General features: G+C 44.5%; 17 protein-coding genes. 3 read left to right on the top strand and 14 right to left on the bottom strand.

Annotation, left to right across the window (positions count from 1 at the left end; translation table 11 throughout):
- Positions 1–11: 11 nt before the first annotated feature.
- The 10 genes from JFC07_RS03465 to JFC07_RS03510 all read right to left on the bottom strand — a co-directional run bounded on the left by JFC07_RS03465 (position 12) and on the right by JFC07_RS03510 (position 10442).
- Positions 12–1289, bottom strand: coding sequence for an MFS transporter (locus JFC07_RS03465; protein WP_193030544.1), 1278 nt, complete (start codon positions 1287–1289; stop codon positions 12–14).
- 390 nt (positions 1290–1679) lie between these two features.
- Positions 1680–1925: a (Na+)-NQR maturation NqrM gene (nqrM, locus tag JFC07_RS03470; RefSeq protein ID WP_198328127.1), complete on the bottom strand. Its 246-nt coding sequence runs from the start codon at positions 1923–1925 to the stop codon at positions 1680–1682.
- 121 nt (positions 1926–2046) lie between these two features.
- Entirely contained in the window at positions 2047–3177 is a 1131-nt protein-coding gene (locus JFC07_RS03475) for an FAD:protein FMN transferase (RefSeq protein WP_198328128.1), read from the bottom strand.
- A gap of 180 nt (positions 3178–3357) precedes the next feature.
- Positions 3358–4158, bottom strand: a complete 801-nt coding sequence (locus tag JFC07_RS03480; protein WP_193030548.1) for an SDR family NAD(P)-dependent oxidoreductase — start codon at positions 4156–4158, stop codon at positions 3358–3360.
- Between the two features lie 140 nt (positions 4159–4298).
- Complete coding sequence (nqrF, locus tag JFC07_RS03485) at positions 4299–5534, bottom strand: NADH:ubiquinone reductase (Na(+)-transporting) subunit F (protein ID WP_144297945.1); 1236 nt, start codon at positions 5532–5534, stop codon at positions 4299–4301.
- Between the two features lie 120 nt (positions 5535–5654).
- Positions 5655–6263 carry an NADH:ubiquinone reductase (Na(+)-transporting) subunit E gene (nqrE, locus tag JFC07_RS03490; protein WP_068404382.1) on the bottom strand — a complete coding sequence of 203 codons (609 nt, stop codon included), beginning with the start codon at positions 6261–6263 and terminating at the stop codon, positions 5655–5657.
- The gene (locus tag JFC07_RS03495; RefSeq protein ID WP_068404384.1) at positions 6263–6934 is read right to left on the bottom strand and encodes an NADH:ubiquinone reductase (Na(+)-transporting) subunit D; all 672 of its coding nucleotides are present in this window, start codon (positions 6932–6934) and stop codon (positions 6263–6265) included. The genes nqrE and JFC07_RS03495 overlap by 1 nt, the downstream gene beginning before the upstream one ends.
- Before the next feature lies 1 nt (position 6935).
- The gene (locus JFC07_RS03500; protein ID WP_144297944.1) at positions 6936–7868 is read right to left on the bottom strand and encodes a Na(+)-translocating NADH-quinone reductase subunit C; all 933 of its coding nucleotides are present in this window, start codon (positions 7866–7868) and stop codon (positions 6936–6938) included.
- Entirely contained in the window at positions 7849–9084 is a 1236-nt protein-coding gene (locus tag JFC07_RS03505; protein WP_193030549.1) for an NADH:ubiquinone reductase (Na(+)-transporting) subunit B, read from the bottom strand. Before JFC07_RS03505 ends, JFC07_RS03500 begins: the two co-directional genes overlap by 20 nt.
- Positions 9085–9089: 5 nt before the next feature.
- Positions 9090–10442, bottom strand: a complete 1353-nt coding sequence (locus tag JFC07_RS03510; protein WP_193030551.1) for a Na(+)-translocating NADH-quinone reductase subunit A — start codon at positions 10440–10442, stop codon at positions 9090–9092.
- A 964-nt stretch (positions 10443–11406) separates the two neighbouring features.
- Between JFC07_RS03510 and hisA the strand changes: the two genes are divergently transcribed.
- The 3 genes from hisA to JFC07_RS03525 all read left to right on the top strand — a co-directional run bounded on the left by hisA (position 11407) and on the right by JFC07_RS03525 (position 14391).
- The gene (gene hisA, locus JFC07_RS03515) at positions 11407–12147 is read left to right on the top strand and encodes a 1-(5-phosphoribosyl)-5-[(5-phosphoribosylamino)methylideneamino]imidazole-4-carboxamide isomerase (RefSeq protein WP_068408306.1); all 741 of its coding nucleotides are present in this window, start codon (positions 11407–11409) and stop codon (positions 12145–12147) included.
- Positions 12148–12349: 202 nt separating this feature from the next.
- On the top strand, positions 12350–13987 hold the full coding sequence (locus JFC07_RS03520) for a mechanosensitive ion channel domain-containing protein (protein WP_198328129.1): 1638 nt from the start codon (positions 12350–12352) through the stop codon (positions 13985–13987).
- A 119-nt stretch (positions 13988–14106) separates the two neighbouring features.
- Entirely contained in the window at positions 14107–14391 is a 285-nt protein-coding gene (locus JFC07_RS03525; protein WP_193030555.1) for a hypothetical protein, read from the top strand.
- Positions 14392–14545: 154 nt separating this feature from the next.
- Here the strand turns inward: JFC07_RS03525 and rnr are convergent, their stop codons facing one another.
- From rnr to thrS, 4 genes are all read right to left on the bottom strand, one after another.
- A complete protein-coding gene (gene rnr / locus JFC07_RS03530; RefSeq protein WP_193030557.1) occupies positions 14546–16855 on the bottom strand; it encodes a ribonuclease R in 2310 nt (769 codons plus the stop codon).
- 148 nt (positions 16856–17003) lie between these two features.
- Positions 17004–18248 carry a toxic anion resistance protein gene (locus JFC07_RS03535; RefSeq protein WP_193030559.1) on the bottom strand — a complete coding sequence of 415 codons (1245 nt, stop codon included), beginning with the start codon at positions 18246–18248 and terminating at the stop codon, positions 17004–17006.
- 481 nt (positions 18249–18729) lie between these two features.
- Positions 18730–19233: a translation initiation factor IF-3 gene (gene infC / locus JFC07_RS03540; protein WP_144297936.1), complete on the bottom strand. Its 504-nt coding sequence runs from the start codon at positions 19231–19233 to the stop codon at positions 18730–18732.
- Between the two features lie 23 nt (positions 19234–19256).
- Positions 19257–21191, bottom strand: coding sequence for a threonine--tRNA ligase (thrS, locus tag JFC07_RS03545; protein ID WP_191692435.1), 1935 nt, complete (start codon positions 21189–21191; stop codon positions 19257–19259).
- Between the last annotated feature and the right edge of the window lie 875 nt (positions 21192–22066).

Consider the following 22066-nt stretch of genomic DNA (forward strand, 5'->3'; position numbering starts at 1 on the left):
GAAGATAAAAATTAAATCTTTTTACCATCGACCATTAGCGGGCGGCTAACCAGCCAAGCAAACCCCACGTTGATAATCATCAGTACTAGCATGATGAATAAGGGTAAATCCCAGTTGTCCGTTGCTTCGTGCAACCAACCGGTGCCAAGTGGACCAAAAAACGCAATCAGATAACCAATGGCTTGCGCCATGCCCGACAGCTCGCTTGATTGATTGGCGGTATAAGTACGCATCGAAAACAGCATCATACTTAAAGTGAAAATCGCCGAGCAGCCCATGCCCATCAGTCCTGACCATAGCCAAGCATAATCGGCAGACAGATAAGTGAGACCCAAGACGCCAAGCACGTTTAGTGACGCAGCAAAGATGGCCAGCGCTTGTATAGGACGCCCGCGGTTGACGAGCCACGTTAAGCTTAAAATAGCGACGGGTGCCATAAATTGAAAGACGGAAGCCATTTGTCCCGCGCTCACCGCTGACAACCCTTTACTTAGCCAAATCGATGGTAAGAAACTGGCGACGGTATAAAAAAGCAAGGACTGTAAACCCATAAATACCGCAATTTGCCAAGCAAACGGCGTGCGCCACATCGAAATGTGCGATGGTGCTTTCTCGCCTGCCGCAAGCGGTTTGATGGGCTGATGATTTGATGAACCCAAACGCAGCCGTAGCACTACCCAAATGATTAAGGCAAACAAGCCTAAAATCGACCAGCCACCCAGCGCCCATTGCCAGCCAAATTGCTCAGATAACGGCAAAACCACGCCTGCGACAATCCCTGCCGAGACGGTCATGGTAAGACTAAATAAACCAGTAATCAGCGGAATATGGTTCGGTGTGCGCTGCTTAATCACCGGAGCAGCAAGCGTATTGGCAAAGCCAATTGCCAATGTCAATAGTAAGGTGCCGCTTAAAAAGCCTATCCAAGTCGGAATGACGCTACGAATAACCATACCTGCGGTTAATAACGCAATCATCGTGATCAGCGTATTTTCAAGCCCAAAACGCTTCCCAATCGTAGGCGAAATAAAAGCCCCAAGCGCAAAGGTCAGCATCGGCACCGCACCAAGCCAACCAATTTGGGTTTCGGAGATATCAAGCGCCCCTTGTACCACCGGTGCAATAGAACCCAGCGCCACAATCGGCGCGCGCATATTGGACGCCAATAAAACCATAGCACATAGCACGAGCCAAAAAATAAAGCGCGATGAGGGCAGCTTTAGGTTTGCTGGCGCATCTGGTTGAGACTGGGACGGTATATCAGATTGCAAATTAGGAGAGGTAGACATAGCAGCACGACTATTAAAATAAAAAAAGGACACGTCATTTATAAGCACTGACGCAGCAGCACTTATAAATAACCCCAAAGCCCGTCGATAAGACGGCGCTCAAGACCACATATTAGAATATAGAGTATAAAAACACTTGCAGAAAGCAAGTCATATGAACTTGCTACCCCATTAACTTGCTACCCCATTTATCAGGGTAAACTTAGTATATGAATAGTGAAGTTTTGGCTTTGCTGATAGCGCTTATGATAAAAAGGCTTTTATATAAACGCTAAAGCAAAAATAGCGTCAGTCACCGTTAGTTTGCAAGGTTAATTGCAAAGGACTCGACGCTATTATAAGAATAGAGGACGGCTAAATACTACCAACGTATGGTAACAAATAGCAGGTTTATACCGACTTGCCTAATTGCGCAGCCTTTAGCGCGGTTTCTTGCTGCTGGTCAACCAGCGATTCGCATTTATTGGGGTCGTTACCACAAAATGAGCAAAACTCATTACCCATCAATTTTGCCACACCACCGCACGAGCCTCTAAGCGGCTTTTTTTTGACCATATAACCGATGCCCATAAAGATAAAAAACAGCATAAAGACGGTAAAGGTAACAGCAAGCATGGGAAGCAATTGGTTAAGCATAGAGATAACCTCTCGTTTAAAATATGAAGCAGCCATCTAAGCAATGACTTACTTATAGTATAGCAAAAATTTGCCTCGCCCGTTTGTGCTTAGCAGGTTATTACAGTCTAGACGTTTGATACTAAGACTTTTTATCGGCGCGCAAGGTTTTCATCGCCGGCGTTTCGACCACTTGCCAATCATCAACGCTGTCGGTCGCCGTGTCTGCTGCAACACCTTTTGCCAAAATCACAAATAAAGCTGCGATATTGTGCTCTTTCGCCGTAGCCAGCGCTTTTTCATAAGGCATGGCGGTCAAGGCCGTTGCCCACGCATCCGCCAGCGCCACCGTTTCTGCAGCGACCGTTACTGATGGCGCACCGCCTACGATTGGCTCACCTGTGGTTGGGGCAATAGTATGGCTATAGTGCTTACCATCGAAAACAACGGAGTTGCGATAGTTGCCAGAAGTAGCAAGCGCCATGCTAGCGCCATTATTGATAGGCTGGCGAATCACCGCCATTGCTTGCCGTGTACTTACTGTACTGCCCTCAATGGGTGCATCAATAGCGATTTGCCACGGCTGCTGCTGGGCGCTAACGCCTGAAGTCGCCACTTCGCCGCCAATCTCAACCATATAGTTGCGAATTTGATAAGTGTTCTTAAGCACATCGGCAATGACGTCGACGCCATAACCCTTAGCCACCGCCGAAAAATCAAGGCCAACGCCGTCTTTGGTTTTATAAATGCTGTCATCTTTTTGAATGACACTGTCAAAATCGACCAAGGCTTTCGCTTGCGCAATCTCAAGCGCCGTTGGCGGACTTTGTAAGCGCTCAACCGTCATGGTACTGCCAAAGCCCCAAGTTTCTATCAAAGGCATTACCGTTGGGTCAAAAGCGCCGCCCGATAGCTCATAAACTTGCCTTGAGGCTTGCAACACATGGCTAAAATCGGCGTCGATAGCAATCGGCGTATCTTTGCCTAATTGGTTAAATTTAGAAATAGTAGAGTCGGCTTGATAGGTCGACATGCTGTCGTTTATATCTTGCAAGCGCTTATCAATTGCTGCTTGTATGGCAGCTTCATCAGCGCCTTTGGGTAATTGATAACTGATGTGGTAGCTGGTGCCCATGGTCTCGCCGCTAAGATTGTCGTAATCGGGCTTTTGCTGGCAGGCGCTAAGCATGAGTACAGAGCTGATAGCAATGATGGTTAAAGAGGCGGATTTTAGGGGTTTGTTAGGAGTAAGAAAGGTGGTTAAATTTGTCATATAAGTCATCACAGCTTGATAAAGCGAAGGGGTGAGTGGGGGCGTTAGTTTGCAGGTAATAAACTAAGCAAGCTAAGCGTCGCCTATTTTACACCCCTTGTTACCGATAAGGCCAATTTACGACTAACGTACGACTTAAATAACTACGACTCGAGAAGATACGATTGAACCTGCCTGTTTTTATTTAACCTGTGACTCACGAATAAGCTTATATAGCTTCGGCGGCGATAAACGATTGACTCTAGTGGCAAGCTTTTCTTTACTGCCAGCAACGATGACATATTCTTCACCCTTAGTCAGGGCTTTGACGACTTGCTTGGCAAAGGCGGTCGCAGTAAGACCTTTATTGGTGGCGTCATCCATTGTCCCTTGCGCACTACCATCACCAGTCAAGGCATTGATAGAAATATTGGTTTGAATAAACCCTGGGAATATGGTCGCGACCTCGATGCCTTGGTCATGCAATTCTGCGCGCAAGCTGTTTGCCCACATATGGATAGCGGCTTTGGCAGCACCATAAGCGCCGCGATATTGGGTACCCAGTAAACCTGCCACGCTCGATACCATGACAATTTTGCCGCCACCTTGCGCAATCATATCGGGCAATACCAGTCTGGTCAGCCGCGTTTGCGCGAAATAATCTATCTCCATCAGCTTACGTTCAACTTCCTCGGTCGTTTCCATGATAAGCGCGCGTTGACTGATGCCCGCATTATTAATCAACCAATCCACTTTTTCAGTTTTAGCCTTGATTGTTTCATAGGCTTCTTTTGCTTGCGCGGCATCGGCGATATCAAAGGGAACGACGATATGCTTTTTGCTGTTTTTGCAGCGATTTTTGACTGTCTCTAATTTAGCTTTATCACGGCCACTTAAAATAATGCTGGCACCACGTTTGGCAAAGGCAATTGATAATGCTTCGCCGATACCGCTAGACGCGCCGGTAATCCAAATGGTCAAATCTTTCGCTTTGGTTTTCATAAGAATCCTTTCTGATTGAAAATGGTTTATTTAGCGCATAAAAAAAGAGCCTCCATTGAGACTCTTAATTTATCATATATTTTTAGCTTAACGATACTTGTTGAATAAATAGGTGTTATCAACCGATTTAAATAACTCGCTTAACCACCAAAATCATCAAGCATGATGTTTTCATCTTCCACGCCCAAGCTGTGTAGCATGTCGATTACCGCCGCGTTCATCATCGGTGGCCCGCACATGTAGTATTCACAGTCTTCTGGGTTTGGATGGTCTTTAAGATAGTTTTCAAGCAGCACGTTATGGATAAAGCCGGTTGGACCTTCCCAATTGTCTTCAGGGAGAGGGTCAGACAAGGCCACATGCCACTCAAAGTTATCAAACTCTTCTTCTAGCTGATCATAATCTTCAACGTAGAACATCTCACGAATCGAGCGCGCGCCATACCAAAAGCTAATCTTACGCTTGGTATCTAAGCGTTTAAGCTGATCGAAAATGTGCGAGCGCATCGGTGCCATACCCGCACCACCACCGACGAAAATCATTTCAGCTTCGGTGTCTTTGGCAAAAAACTCACCATAAGGACCAGAAACCGTCACTTTATCGCCAGGGACGAGGCTAAATACCCAAGAGGACATTTTGCCCGGTGGTATACCGTCAGGGCCGCGAGGCGGTGGACTGGCGATACGGATATTAAACTTAATAATGCCTTTCTCGTCTGGATAGTTGGCCATTGAGTAAGCACGAATAACTGGCTCATCAACTTTTGACACATATTTGAAAATGTCGAACTTTTCCCAATCTTCGCGGTATTCTTCGTCAATCACAAAGTCTTTATAATGCACTTCATGCGGCGGCGCTTCTAACTGTACATAACCACCCGCACGGAAATTGACTTCCTCGCCTTCTGGAATTTTAAGCACCAATTCTTTAATAAAGGTGGCAACGTTATCGTTCGAGACAACTTCACATTCCCATTTCTGTACATCAAAAAACTCAGGGTCAATCTCAATTTTCATGTCTTGCTTTACCGCAACCTGACAGGCAAGACGCATGTGGTTACGGATTTCGCCTTGGGTAAAATACCCAGTTTCGGTGGGCAGGATAGAGCCGCCCCCTTCGATAACGCGGCAACGACACTGCGCACAGGTACCACCGCCACCACAGGCCGAAGATAAGAAAATACCTTCGCTTGCCAATGTTTGTAGCAGTTTTCCGCCCGCGGGTGTCACGACGTCATTATCGGGATTATCATTGATATGGATAGTAACATCGCCTGAACTGACCAATCTTGAGCGCGCTGCCAAAATAATGGCAACAAGACCCATGATGATCACGGTAAACATAGCAACGCCACCAATCGCCGTAGCGTAATCCATGGTAGGTATCCTTAATCTATGGAGTAGGGGAGCGAAAAAACGTCTTTGCGTTTTTTGAACCCCTACCGAATAAATGAATTAAATAGGTCAAAGTGCTAAATAGGGTTTAAGCTTAGCGGTTTAAATTGACATACCGCCGAAAGACATAAAGCCAAGTGACATCAGACCAACCGTGATAAAGGTAATACCAAGACCACGCAGCGGCGCTGGAATGTCTGAGTATTTTAGCTTTTCACGGATACCCGCCAAGGCGGTAATCGCCAATGCCCAACCAAAACCTGCGCCGACGCCGTATACCATCGATTCGCCAAAGTTATAATCACGCTCAACCATAAACAGTACGCCACCTAAAATGGCGCAGTTAACGGTAATCAGTGGCAAAAACACCCCAAGGGCGTTATACAGACTCGGGACGAACTTATCCAAGAACATCTCTAAAATCTGTACCACAGCGGCGATCAAACCAATATAACTGAGTAGGCCCAAAAAGCTTAAGTCGATATCAGGGAAACCTGCCCATGCCAGCGCACCATTTTTTAAGATGAACTGAAACAAAAGGTTATTTAGCGGTACGGTAATCGCCATCACGACGACCACAGCGACTCCAAGACCAATCGCGGTGGAGACCTTTTTTGATACCGCCAAAAAGGTACACATGCCTAAGAAGTAGGCCAGCGCCATATTCTCGATAAAGACCGAGGTTATAAATAAACTGACATAGTGTCCCATTAGTGACCGCCTCCTTGTGCCATGCCTTTAGATTGCGGCTTCATTACAAATTCAGCTTCTTCGACCTGTTCAGGTTTCCAAGTACGGATAATCACAATGAACAGAGCAATGATAAAGAACGCTGACGGTGGCAATAGTAATAGACCGTTTGGTACGTACCAACCACCATCGTTAGCAGTTTGCAAAATGGTAATACCGAACCAACTGCCTGCGCCCAAAATCTCACGCACGCTCGCGACAAATAGCAGTACCGCCGAGTAACCAAGACCGTTACCAATACCGTCTAAAAAGCTTGGTACTGGTGGATTGCTCATGGCAAATGCTTCGGCACGGCCCATCACGATACAGTTGGTGATAATCAAACCAACGAATACCGACAAACCTTTACTGACGTCATAAGCGACCGCTTTTAAAATCTGGTCAACCACAATAACCAATGACGCAATAATCGTCATCTGCACAATAATACGAATGCTTGATGGGATTTGCTTACGGATAATAGAGATAAAAAAGCTTGAGAATGCCGTGACCAAGGTCAACGCCACACTCATTACCAGCGCATTCGCCACACTGGTAGTAACCGCCAACGCCGAACAAATACCTAAGATTTGCAGGGCAATCGGGTTATTGTCAAAGATAGGCGAGGTTAAAATCGTTTTTGTATCAGCCATGTTATGCCTCCTTACCGTGTGCTGCTGGCACTACTGCGACCAGTTCGGTTGCGGGATGCGTCTGCTGTTGATGTAAGTTCTGACCCAGTTTTTTATACGGACTTTGACTGGCTTTGACTTCTGGATCCGCCACTGTTTTGCCGTTTTGTTCACGCAGCTGGTCTAAGTAAGGCTTATAGCCTTGCTCACCGAGCCAAAACTGAATCATGTTACTGACGCCGCGACCGGTTAAGGTTGCACCACTGATGCCATCTACCCAGTTGTCTTTTGGATTACCGGCTTTAGTCACACCTGTTGCAACTGCGCCGTTTTCATCATAAGAGTGAATGCCGCTCCACATGGCGCGCCACTCAGGCTCCTCGATACGAGCACCTAGACCTGGGGTTTCTTTATGCTCATAGAAACTGATTCCTTTGATGGTATTCATATCACTTTCAAGCGTTAAGAAACCATAAATCGTACCCCATAGACCATAGCCTTGAATCGGCAGCACCACCATTTCAGGCTGTCCCGCGTCATCACTTTTGACATAGACTTTGGCGTATTTAGGAACACGGCCGATACCAGCAGGGTCATTACCGCCCAAATCTTCGCTTAGCGCCTGATTTTTGGTCGCTTGACTGGCATCGTACGCATTGCGATCAGGAATGCCAGCGGCTTTTAGCGCGTCGTCATCGAGGTAATTGCCTTTATTAAGGTCAACGATTTTTACCTCAAAGTCTTTAAAACGCTCGGCCACATCTTCATTGGTATCAGACGCTGGGTCAAACATACCAGCGGCGACTAAGATATTTTTGTTACGGTCTAAGCGCGCGTTTTCAACTTGTGCTGGTTTCAAACCCACAGCCGCCGCTGAGACCAATACAGAGCACACCAAGCATAGCGTCAACGCCACGCTGATGGTTTTTGCATTATTACTTTTGGGCTTGGACATAACGAACCCTCCGTGCTGTTTGGCGCTTGATATTGGCTTGCGTCACAAAGTAATCAAATAATGGCGCAAATAAGTTGGCGAATAAAATGGCAAGCATGATGCCTTCTGGGAAGGCTGGGTTGACGACGCGAATGAGTACGGTCATAAAACCAATCAAAATACCATAAGCCCAGCGGCCTTTATTGGTGTGCGCAGCTGATACAGGGTCGGTTGCCATAAATACTGCACCAAAGGCAAAACCGCCGATGACTAAGTGCCAATAAAACGGCAGGCTCATCATCATATTGTCTTCAGAACCGACCATATTAAAGACTAGCGATGTGGCAATTAGCCCAACCACACAACCTGCCATGATGCGCCATGAGGCAATGCGCGTCCAAAGTAGAACCACTGCACCTAGCAAAATAGCCAGCGTCGATACTTCACCGATACTGCCTTGCATATTACCTAAGAAAGCATCCGTCCATGTGATGGCATTGCCATAAACATCAACGAAGTCTGCTGGGACGACGCCAAGCGCGGCAAGTCCAAGTGGCGTGGCTCCTGAGAAACCATCAACCGCCGTCCATACTGAGTCGCCTGACATATAAGCAGGGTAAGCAAAGTATAAGAACGCACGACCTGATAGGGCAGGGTTCAGGAAGTTTTTACCCGTACCGCCAAAGACTTCTTTTGCCACGACCACACCAAAGATAATACCTAAGGCAACTTGCCATAAAGGAATATCTGGTGGGAGACACAGCGCAAATAGCACAGAAGTCACAAAGAAACCTTCGTTAACTTCATGCCCGCGCACGACAGCAAAGATAATCTCACAGAGAATACCAACCGCAAAGGTGACGATATAAATCGGTAAGAACTGCATGGCTCCGTAGACAAAGCTTGCCCAGATACTGTCTGGATTGTAGCCCGCCATACTGGTGATAACGGTACGCCAGCCTTCAGGCTGTAAGCCAAGCTGCGCAATCGCTGTTAATGCTTGATGACCGATATTGTACATACCCCAAAACATCGCAGGGAAAGTACATAACCAAACGGTAATCATAATACGCTTAAGGTCGATACCGTCGCGTACGTGTGAGGATGCGTATGTCGTTGAGCCTGGTTGACGTAAAAACGTATCAAACATCTCAAAGATGGCGTAGTACTTTTCGTGTTTGCCACCCTTGGTGAAAGACGGCTCCATACGATCGAACATACTGTGTAAAAATTTCATCGTGGTTAGCCCTCCAGCTCAATGCGCGTTAAGTTGTCACGCAAAATATCGCCGAATTCATATTTGCCAGGAGATACAAAGGTGCATAATGCCAAATCTTCTTCGTCCAATTCAAGTACGCCCAAATCGACAGCGCTAACGATGTCTTCGACAATCAAAGCGCGCAGTAGCTGCGTTGGCAGATAGTCTTGCGGCATGACTTCTTCATAGACGCCAATTGGCACCATCGCCCGCGGTGAGCCATTGCTCGAAGTGGTAAAGTTATATTTTTTACCACCAAAAAACTGCGAGATATAGATAGGCAATTTAGAAAAGCGATTGGCACCAGCGGTAAAGAAGTGAAACGCTGGACGTTCACGACCTTCGGTTAGCGCACTGATTTGATTATGAAAGCGACCAAGATAATTGGTATTGCCCGCCACTTTGCGACCTGAAAGCACAGAACCCGAGACGATACGGTTCTCGCCAGCTGTAAGCTCACCTTTGGTCAATGCTGCGATATCTGCACCGCGCTCGGTGACCACCAAATGCGGGTTTTTAACCGCAGGGCCAGCGAGGCTAAGCATACGGCGCGTATATAAACGACCAGTAGTAAACAACTTACCAATGGCAATCACGTCTTGGTAACCAATCGTCCACACGGTCACGCCGCGCATGATAGGATGCAAAAAGTGAATGTGCGTGCCAGCCAGACCAGCAGGGTGTTTGCCAGCAAAGCTATGATACTCAGTGACATTATTAGCAGCCGTTTTGGCAACTGGCGTCAGCTGGGCATCGCCATGATGGCAGACAAAGGTCTTGGGGCTGAGGGTTGATAATACAGCAAGTCCGTCATTGAACGCTTGAAGCTGCTCATTAATCAGCAACATCGGGTCAAGCGCTAATGGATTGGTATCCATAGCGGTGACAAAGATAGCGTGCGGACGGGCACCAATATCGGGGGAGCGGCTATAAGGACGCGTGCGAAAAGCGGTCCATTCACCAGAGGCAAGCAGTTGGGTTTCAACGACTTCAGAATCTAGGTCAGCAAGTTGCTGGGAGTCGTAGCGCTGAAATTCTACTTCTTCACCGTTTGGGTCGACCGCAATCACAAGACTTTCAAAAACACGACGCTCACCGCGATTAACGGCGACGACCTTACCAGCAGCAGGGGCAGTGTAGATAACGCCAACCCGTTTTTTGTCTTCAAAAACGGGCTGACCTTTAGCTACGATGTCGCCTTCTTTGACATTCATCGTGGGCTTCATGCCCACATAATCATAGCCAACAAGTGCTACATAGGCGGGTCTGTGCTCAGATATCTCGCGGGAGGGTTCACCAGTGATGGGTAAATCCAAACCTTTTTTGATGGTAATCATAAGCGAAAACTTAGTCCATAGTCTAAAACGATACCAGACGTCCTGTTTGGTATATCGGCAGCATGGATAACAGCGTCATCAATAAAGTGCTTTATCACTCCCAAAAAAGGGCGTGAAAAAGTGCTCTAGACATAACACATCATCATAACTACAAGTAAGAGTATTAACGCTGACCTTAGACTCCTTAACAACACGTTAATGTCTTATTCGAATGACCAAAGTGACGACTGGCTACCAAGGTGTATCGTAAAACTCACAAATCTAACCGCGTCCTCAACGAGGATGACAGTAGATAAAATACAGTTTTACCATACGATTTATTAAAATCTTAAAATTTGTCGTATCAGGAATCATAGGGTTATTAAAATTTACGCAGCGCTATTCATACGAGTGAATATAAATGAGGCATCAGTGATTTGTTCATACTTTATGAAAGCTGTCTTTGTGAAAGCTATCTAAGTGCTGGTTAATGACCTATGATTACAGGGTAAACTCAATGTCTTGATAAGCTCAGCATTAATTTAGTGCTAATGGGGTGCTCATATTTACCTTATGCTGATTGCAATCGTCAATAGGTAGCAGACGATTAGGTTTTATCATACAAATACAAATTTACCTAGGATTATACGCTAAACTGACCTAAAATTGCCAGTTGGTAAATGAATTTACCTAATGTTACGAGTGTTTCCTTCGGCTAAAACTTATGGTTATGATTGTGATTACGGTGATGGGTTCTTTACCATTTTTTAACCAAACTTTAACTCGTATTCTCATTTACCACTGCCATTTTTAATATTTAATCAATTTTCCCTAATAGCTGCTTTTAATTTGCTATGCTAAATAAATTTTATGTAGTCGCCCTTTGATGGGCTTGGATACTTTTTTCACTTTTGAATTTTTCTTATTCAAATTGTTATTATTCAACTATTTTTAATCGCTGATATCGTTTTATAAGGAATGCTGTATGTGTGCTGTCCCTGTCATTATCCCCGCTATTGATTTAAAAGATGGTAAATGTGTGCGTTTAAAACAAGGTCGTATGGAAGACGATACGGTATTTTCTGATGATCCAGTCGCTATGGCGGCGCGTTGGGTCAATGAAGGCGCGCGGCGCTTGCATTTAGTCGATTTAAATGGCGCATTTGATGGCATCCCAGTACACAAACAAGTGGTCAACGACATTGCCAAAGCTTTCCCCAAGCTGCCGATTCAATTGGGCGGCGGTGTGCGCAATATGAAAACCATCGAGCAGTATATTAGCGCAGGTTTGACCTACATTATTATTGGTACCAAAGCCGTGGAGGATCCTGACTTTGTGACCGAAGCCTGCCGCGAGTTTGCTGGACACATTATTGTCGGTATCGATGCCAAAGATGGCATGGTTGCCACGCACGGTTGGGCAAACGTGACCGATACCAAAGCTACCGAGCTTGCCAAGCGTTTTGCTGATGTTGGCGTATCGTCAATCGTTTATACCGATATCGCTCGTGATGGCATGATGCAAGGCGTCAATGTCGAGCAAACGGTTAATTTAGCGCGTGAAGGCGGCTTGCCGGTGATTGCGTCAGGCGGCGTCACCGATATGAAAGACATTGAATTGCTAAAACCTTATGGTGACTGTATCGAAGGGATTATCACTGGCCGCGCGATTTACGAAGGCACCTTAGACTTGGGTGAGGCGCAGCTTTATCTAGATGGTAAATAGTTTTTAGTCGCCATGTCCAGAGAGCGTTATTGGAAATGTGATATAAAGCTAGAATAATAAAGGGATACTTATGGCAGCGTATGTTGACCAGCCTCAATTACGTAGGCTACACAGGTTAAGCCAGCGCCAGTCGCGTATAACGATAAACGTCTACGCTCAGCTGTTATTGCTATTAAGTATCTTTTTAAGTGTTCTTTTAAGCATGCCAACTTATGCGGCTACAGACAGCAGCACAAGTGAGAGTATTATACTCAATAATGAGGCTACTGAAGATAGTACAGCTGACAGTGGGACCAGCGCTCAGACGCCTAACGCCCCAGCTATAAACGCCCCACCTGCCAATGAGCCAAATAATAGTCTAAATAGTGCCATCACTATTACCCCTGCTACGCCAAGTACTTCTGACACTGCGCCCGCGCCAGTTGAAAAACCGCCAGTTATCAGCGGTGAAAGTACTAATAATGCCCAAATCGAAACCACGCCAACGCCGTTAAAAGACAATGATATCCAGCAACGTATCAGTGGCATTTTTTCAGAAATTGACGGCTTGCAAGCAGTAAGTGTCAGCGTCAACCAAGGGGTTGTAACCTTAACCGGTGAGACGCCTAACGAGAAAAAAGCCCAGCAAGCGATTAATCTGACCAATCGCTTAACCGACGTGGTGACGGTAGAAGATAGAATCAATCGCACCCTTGATGTGCAGGATAATGTCTCGACTGTTTATCAGAGTCTCAAAGCGCAAACCAAAAACCTAGTCAAAGCGTTGCCGCTACTACTCGTAGGGATTGTTTTATTTGCCTTAGTGACGTGGTTTGGCAGTTGGTTATCCAATCGACAAAAAATGTGGCAACGTCTTACGCCAAATCCCTTTGTCGCAGAGTTACTTGCCCAAACCGTTAAAGTCATCTTTATCATTTTCGGTCTTATCTTAGCGTTAAGTTTGATTGGTGCTGAGACTATCTTGGGCACGCTGCTTGGTGGGGCAGGTGTTATTGGTATCGCCGTTGGTTTTGCCGTCAAAGACACCATTGAGAACTATATTGCCTCGCTCATGCTCAGTATCCGCCAACCGTTTCGCGCCCGCGACCATATTTTGATTAACAATCAAGAAGGCATCGTGGTGCGCCTAACCTCACGCGCCACGATTTCAATGACCTTAGACGGCAATCAGTTACGTATTCCTAACGCTGAAGTCTTTAAAGCAACAATTTTAAATTACACCAAAAACCCCGAGCGCCGTTTTACCTTTGAGCTCGGGGTTGATGCCAACGACGATCCGCTTGCTGCGATCAAGGTAGGTATCGATGCCATCTGTCAGTTGGGATTTGCCTTAGATAAGCCAAAAGTCACGGCGGTTATCAAAGAAGTCGGCGAATCAAACATCGTTTTACAGTTCCAAGTATGGGTCAATCAATTGGAGGCAGATTTCTCCAAAGCCCGCAGTATCGCCATTCGCGAAACCAAGCATGCCTTAGAAGATGAAGGTTTTACTTTACCCGAGCCCATTTATCAGTTGCGCTTTAACCATAAGCTAGAAAAAGCCTTTGAGCATTTCCAAAGCAGTCAAACGAACGATAAATCACCAGCGGAAACGACGGTAACGCCGCACATTTCTGCAACTGATAAAGCGTCTGATGTATCTTCTGCTACTGGTACTAGCATTGAAGATAAAGATAAGAAACAAGCAAAGGCGCGGGCCAAGCATATCTTACAAGGTCGCAATGCCGACGAAGTACTCGATGCGCGTCCTGACCAGAAACTAATGGAAAAAGTTGAGCAAGAAATTGCCGAAAATTCAGATGAAACCGACCTATTAAGTAACAACAGTCCGCAAGAATAGCCCAAAAGAGTGGCGTTGAAGATTATCTATTAAAAAATGATTACTAACTATAAAAGTCGGCATAAAAAATGCAACGAAACGTCTATCTACCTTTTATCGACATAGACGAGATATTTTTTATGCAAATCAAACATCTGATTATTTTTGCTTTGGCTGGTATCGTTATTCTCGCAGGGTTTAATATGATCAGCGGCAGCCAACGTGAAAAAAATAGAGAAGCGTTAGCCGCTAGTAGTGTCGCAGAACAAACTGACATTAACGTAGCTGAGAGTAATACTTCAGATATCGCAAGTCAGCCGTTAGGGCAGCAGCCAAAAGCTATCCTTGATAAAGCAAGCACGCAGATAGAACAAGCGGAGCAGGTCAGTCAACAACGCCGCGAGCAAATCGCTAATACGCAATAGGAGCTTTAAACCTTAGAGTTATTATTGTTTAGAATTTTAAGGCTGAAATAAGTGGCGTCTTAATAACAGCATCTAATTAATCGCCCTTTAATGAATACAAAAAAAAGACTAACGATAATGTTAGTCTTTTTTTAATCTTAACATTTAGGCAACGTTAGCTTTTTTTGCTGGTGCCTTTACCACGGCTGCTGCTTCTTTTAGAAGGGGGTTTATTCGCCGAAGTTTTGTTAGCAGAGCTCTTACCAGCCGAATTGTTCTTTGGCTGATCGCGTTTGGTTTGATTCATTTGGCTTGCTTGTAGCTTAGCTTTAAGATCAAAGTCGATTTGTAGCAGGTCCATATTAACGCCCGCTACTTTTACGCGAACCAAATCGCCAAGCCCAAATACCGTGCCTCTGTCTTTACCGATAAGCTGTTGTTGCTGCTCATCATAGACAAAGAAGTCGTCGCCAACGTTGGAGATGTGCACGAGACCATCGATATATAAGTCGGTCAAAGTCACAAATAAACCGAAGCTCGTCACAGTCGTCACCACGCCATCGAACTCTTCGCCGACATGATCTTTCATATAATGACATTTGAGCCAAGATTCCACATAACGCGATGCTTTTTCGGCGCGGCGCTCGGTATCTGAGGTTTGCGTGCCAGCATCTTCAAGCGAGAAATCCATTACTGGCTGCTGGCTATTAGTCACTTTCGCTTTAATCGCGCGATGCAGCATTAAATCAGGATAGCGGCGAATCGGCGAGGTAAAGTGGCTGTATTCATCATAAGCCAAACCAAAGTGACCGATGTTGTCAGGCGCATAGTTCGCTTGCATCATCGAGCGTAGCAGCATGCTGTGGATGCTAATCGCGTCAGGGCGGTCTTTGGTAGCTTCGATGATACGCTGATAATCTGCTTGCGTTGGGCTTTCCTCAGGGAAGCTTAAGCCAAAGTTTTTGGCATATTCATGAATGCGCATTGACTTTTCGCTATCAGGCTTATCGTGGTTACGATATAAGACAGGCAACTCATGTTTTAGGGCAAAGTTTGCTGCACAGGTATTAGCAAGCAGCATACATTCTTCGATAAGCTTTTGCGCATCGCCGCGCGTACGCGGTAAAATCGCTTCGATGCCACCTTTTTCATTAAACTTAATATACGTTTCGACTGTTTCAAACTCCATGGCATGGCGTTCTTCACGTTTTTTTAGCAGCAGCTCATACAATTGATGTAAGGTATCGACCGATTTTTTAACATCTTTATTAGCCGTTAATGATTCAGGAACGCTTTTATCTTTTGGATTGGCAAGGTAAGCATTCACTTGGTTATAAGTCAGGCGCGCTTGTGAGTGCATAACGCCCGGATAAAATTCGTAGCCTGTGACTTTACCAGCACGCGATATCTTGATATCGGCAACCATACAGAGACGGTCAAGGTTGGGGTTCAAAGAGCATAGGCCGTTAGACAATACTTCTGGCAGCATCGGAATCACGCGATGCGGAAAATACACTGACGTGCCGCGCTCGTAAGCATCTTTATCAAGTGGTGAGTTTGGCGTGACGTAATAGCTTACATCAGCAATCGCTACTAAAACACGATAGTTACCGCCTGAGCGTTTTTCGGCAAACACTGCATCATCAAAGTCGCGCGCGTCTTCACCGTCAATAGTAATAAGAGGTAAATCGCGCAAGTCTGTACGACCTTTCAAGTCTTTTTCGGTCGGCTCTTGATAGCTATTGGCCTGCTGTAATGCCGCTTCGCTAAAGTCTGACGGGATATCATAGTTGAGTAGAGTCGTCTCAATAATCAATTCACGGTCATTATCATCAGATAAGACTTGAGTGATTTTACCAGTGGCAAACTCGTGTTGGTTTGGCCAATCGATAATATCGACTTTGACTGGCGCACCTTGTTTGGCATCTAACGCTTGCACGTTTTCTTCAGTGACGGTAATCGGCTGATGGTTATTTGGGCTACCAAGCTCAACGCAATAACCTTCTTCATCATGCGCCAATGTACCAATAAAATTGTTTTGGCGACGCTCAACGATATCGACAATACGCCCTTCGGTACGACCGCGATTATCCGTAGAGGTGCCAACCGCTTGTACGGTATCGCCATTAAATACCCAGCGCATCTGCTTTTCATGCAAAAACAAATCAGGCATATCGCTCAATATCACAAAGCCAAAACCTTTAGGGTGAGCTGACACGGTGCCAGTGACGATATCGTGTTCGGTTACAGTACGATAGCGATAAGGACGCCCGTCGCGGTTTACTTGCCCATCGCGCGCCATTGCCTTTAGACGATTGCCTAAAGCATCAAATTGGTCAGGGTCATCAATATTAAAGGCTTTTGCCAATTGTTGATGCGTGACTTCACCGTATTCATTAATCGTACTGAGTATCAGTTCGCGACTAGGAATAGGGTTAACGTATTTTTGTGCCTCACTCGAGGCGTTTGGATCATTCCAACTCATAAATTACCGTATCTATTTTTTAAAATTATTAATAAGTGCTATCTTAACACGAACAACGCCGTAATATCTTAGGTCAATTGTCTTATGTGTATCAGATAGCAAGTAGCTGCTAGCTTGTATCGCTAACAGCCTTCGACATGCGAGCCAATCAAATATCAATATCGACCGTATTTGATTGATTGGTTATCTTTTTAGTATTTAATTCTTTCGATACTTCAAGGACAGTCGTTTGATTCGACTTATCGAGATATTTCTGCGCTTTATCAACTTCGGCTGTCAGAGTATTGACCGTTTGCTTCATATTTTCTAACGCCTCGATTTTATAATTGCTAATCATATCCATCGTTTCATAGACGTTATTGAAGGCGTTTTGGAGTTTATCAAGCTCAATCGTGCTACTGGTTGCCTGCTCATGAATCTCAAGCGATTGACGTTTGAGCATCGCAGAGGTTGATTCAATCAAGCTGCTGGTCGTTTTATTTAGCGCGGTGATTTGATCGAGTACCAGTTTTTGATTGGTCATTGCTTGAGCAACCACCACTGCCGTACGTAGCGCCGAGATCGTCGTCGTCGTCGCGCGATCCACACCTTTAATCAGCTCTAGGTTGTTTTTACGAATGGTATCAAGGGCCAAGTAACCTTGTACGTTTACCGCCAATTGCGTTAAAAAGTCGGTATTTTTTTGCCGTACATAAAACAGCATTTCTTCTTTAATAATACGCGCTTTTTCGGGGTCAGTGGCTTCAACGGCATAAACCTTTTGCTCAAGCTGTTCATCGATTTTTTTGCCAACATAAATGTATTGGCGAATCGATTGCATCAGCTCCCACATATTGACTTTTTCCTGCTCAATCATGGCATTGTCTTTGAGCAGTTCGTCTTTGCCATTATAAAGGCTGGACACCACGGCGTTGATATGCGATTGCGCTGACTCATATTGACGGAAATAATCTTGCACTTTATTACCAAATGGAATCAGACCAAAGAGCTTGCGTGAGCTGGTCAGCTCTTTTTTGCTCGGATCCAAATCTTCAACAATACCGCGCAGCTCAGTCAATGATTTGGCGATAGGTGAGTTATCAAACAAGCTATCATTGAGACTTTTTGCTGGTAAATCGAGCATACGGTTTGACACTTGTGCCGATTCGCGAATTTCTTTATTGCCCAAATTATGGATAGATTGCACGTTTTGCTGAAACTCAGCGCTGTGTACTGAGTTGTTAATCACGTGATCGACAAAGGCATCGACTTTAGCATCAAGTTCAGGAATCTGGCTTTCGTCCAGTTTCACCATTTGATCCGCTTCGCTTTTTTGTATTTCTTTCACCGGCTCAGGAGCGGTTAAAGTGATGCTTGGCGTTGAGGCGTTTTCGGGCGGGGTCAATTCTTGCATAAAATTTCCTATAATATCTAAAAATGGGATTCTTTACCGACGACGTTATTTATCAATGACACTATTTATTGACTATTAATTGTCATTAACTATTAATTGTTAATGAATAACAGTTTTTGCTAAGCGCTTTTATAGTCGTGGTTTCAATTGTTTTTATTACCCAATGATTTTTATTCGAATGAGATATGTGTGATGAGATAATCTTTAGATTAACTGGTAATGAAAAGGTTGAGAAGATGGGTTTTGTAAACTGAGGTTTATAAAGCGTTTATAGAGGAATTTGGCTTATCGTACTTAGCTTTTTTATATTTAATGGGCGTATTCAGTAATAAATATGAAAAAACCATCAATATCCCGGAGTATATTGATGGTTAAGAGTATAACTATCTATAATAACGAGCTGTCTGTGTTAGTTAATTGATTATATTAACTAACCATCACATCGATTTACAGCCACTACTCGCTATAATCCACAGGTGGATTATTTTTTCTTAGTAGGTCCAAGTAGCATACCCATTTGACGGCCTTCCATCTTAGGATACTGTTCGACGTTTGAGATATCAGCGGTATCTTCAATGATACGATCAAGTTGTTTACGTCCAATCTCTTGGTGCGCCATTTCGCGGCCACGGAAACGGATACTGATTTTAACTTTATCTTGGTTTTCCAAGAAGCTGACGATTTTTTTCAGCTTAACTTGATAATCCGCCTCTTCAGTACTAGGACGTAGCTTCATCTCTTTTAGCTGGGTCTGTTTTTGGTTCTTCTTCGCTTCTTTCGCTTTCTGCTTTTGATCATAGAGGAAATGTTTATAATCCATGATTTTGCATACTGGCGGCTTGGCTTCAGGAACCAATTCGACCAAATCTAGATTTTCATCACGCGCCGCTTTCATCGCGGTTTCGATATCGACCACGCCCATTTGCTCGCCATCTTCTTTAACCAAACGGACTTCTTTAGCATTGATATCTTCGTTGATGTTCAAACGGTTTGACTGTTTAATAGGTATTACTCCTCATCTGTTTTTGGGGTCTGTCGGCCTTTTTTGCTGACAGCAGTCTGTACTAAGCTAATAAATTCTGCAACACTCATGACGCCGAGGTTTTCACCTTCACGAGTTCGGACGTTGACACTGCCCGTTTCAACCTCTTTATCCCCTAATACTAGCATATAGGGAACGCGTTCTAATGTTTTCTCTCGTATCTTAAATCCAATCTTTTCGTTACGCAAGTCACTCGTCGCTCGCAAACCTGCATTTTTCAGCTCACGGACCACATTTTCACAAGCATCGGCTTGTTTATCAGTAATATTCATCACCGCCACCTGTTGCGGCGCAAGCCATACAGGCATCCAACCGGCGTAGTTTTCGATCAAGATACCGATAAAACGCTCAAACGAGCCTAAGATTGCACGGTGCAGCATAATTGGGGTTTCGCGCTCGTTTTGCTCATTGACGAATTCGGCATCAAGGCGCTCAGGCATATTTGGATCAACCTGTATCGTACCGCACTGCCAGACACGACCCAATGAATCCTTTAGACTAAACTCAATCTTCGGACCATAAAATGCGCCTTCACCCGGTAGATATTCCCAATCAAGACCTGAGCTATCTAGGGCATCTGCCAAGGCTTTTTCGGCAAAATCCCAAGATTCATCGCTACCAACGCGTTTTTCAGGACGGGTTGAGAGCTTCATAATGATATTATCAAAACCAAAGTCTTCATACACCGCAAGGGTCAGTTTAATAAAATCCGCAACTTCTTGCTGAATTTGTGCTTGCGTACAGAAAATATGCGCATCATCTTGAGTGAAACCACGTACACGCATCAAACCATGTAATGAGCCAGAGGGTTCGTTACGATGGCACGAGCCAAACTCCGCCATACGTAGCGGCAGTTCACGGTAAGACTTTAAGCCTTGGTTAAATACTTGTACGTGACATGGGCAGTTCATTGGTTTTACTGCATAATCACGGTTTTCGCTCGAAGTGGTAAACATATTGGTGGCATAGTTACCCCAATGGCCTGAACGTTCCCACAAGCTGCGATCGACGATTTGCGGCGTTTTGATTTCCTCATAACCATGGTCATGCTGCACTTTACGCATATATTGCTCAAGTACCTGATAAATAGTCCAACCATTGGCATGCCAAAACACCATACCCGGCGCTTGCTCTTGCATATGAAATAAATTTAACGCTTTACCAATCTTACGGTGATCACGTTTTTCCGCTTCTTCGATACGTTGGATATATGCTTTTAAATCTTTTTTATCTGCCCACGCCGTACCATAAATACGTTGCAGCTGCTCGTTTTTGGCATCACCGCGCCAATAAGCGCCTGACATTTTGGTCAGTTTAAACACTTTTAAGAAGCGCGTATTTGGCACGTGTGGACCACGGCACATATCGACATATTCTTGATGATGATACAGACCAAAGGCTTCTTCGCCAGGCATGTCATTGATCAATTTCAGCTTATAATCTTCGCCGCGCTCTTCAAAAATCTTGATGACTTCATCGCGAGGGGTCATTTTTTTGATGACATCATAATCTTGCTTAATCAGCTCCATCATGCGTTTTTCAATTTTTTCCATGTGCTCAGGGGTAAATGGCGTCTCACTATAGATGTCATAATAAAAGCCATCTTCGATAACAGGACCGATGACCATTTTTACGTCAGGATAAAGCTGTTTTACCGCATGACCTAACAAGTGGGCACATGAGTGGCGAATGATATCGACGCCATCAGCGTCTTTTGGCGTCACGATTTCAACTTTTGCATCGGCAACGATAGGGTCGTGTGCATCTACTAAATGACCATCAACGCGTCCCGCGACCGTCGCCTTCGCCAAGCCCGCTCCAATACTTTGCGCCACTTCCATGACCGTTGTATTGCCTTCAAAGTTTTTTACGCTACCATCAGGTAAAGTAATCGCTACCATAATCTATTCACCTTTTTGGGTCCGTTGGCAGTGATGATTGCAACCATCAATCATATAACCGTAAGATCACGTCAATTATATCTAACCACTATGATATGTTGGATATGTTGTAAGAAATGAGCATTAACTACAAGCACTGAGCTAAAATTTATCTTATATATTATGCTAATTAAGTAGCTATCTAATAACTGATCATCAAATCGCTATAATATAGAATAAGTTGCTTGTTCATAAGAGTAAGTAGGAGTGCCATGCAGTAATGTCATAGAAGCCGTTATTATAGCAAACGCTGTCTATTAACACTAGACAGCCGCGACGAAGTCAGCTTCCCTATATAGGTACGCTTAATGTCAATATCAATAGTGACGAATATATCTATAGATACATCTGCTATAACAAAAAAATCTAGGGTTTATAAATGTCCAATTGAGCTTACTAATAAGCTTCGTAGCAAATAATAATTAAACATTAAGGCATGTCTAGAGAATAATCTTCTTTGGTTTAATATCTGATTTTTACTAAGCTATTGAAAAATATGGTTTGTTTACCGTCTTCTAAAATAAATTAAGAAATCTATCGAAAATCGGTTGACACCCAGTTCAAACCGTCTATAATACGCACCTCATTAGGGAGAACCGGAACAACTTATATGTCAATTACATATAACAAACCTGGCTAACCCATTGAAACAAATTATAAAAAAGCTTGACAAACCAAATCATTATGATATGATAGTCGGCTCGCTAGATAGGATAAGTTCTTAACTTAAACGAACTAGCAAAGAGAAATACCCTATATATCAGTTACTGGACGACAGTAGCTTGACACTATTTAAAAGCATAACTAAAGAACAACTTGTGTGGATTTTTGCTGAT

The sequence above is a fragment of the Psychrobacter faecalis genome, assembly GCF_016107575.1.
In the GTDB taxonomy this organism is placed as follows: domain Bacteria; phylum Pseudomonadota; class Gammaproteobacteria; order Pseudomonadales; family Moraxellaceae; genus Psychrobacter; species Psychrobacter faecalis.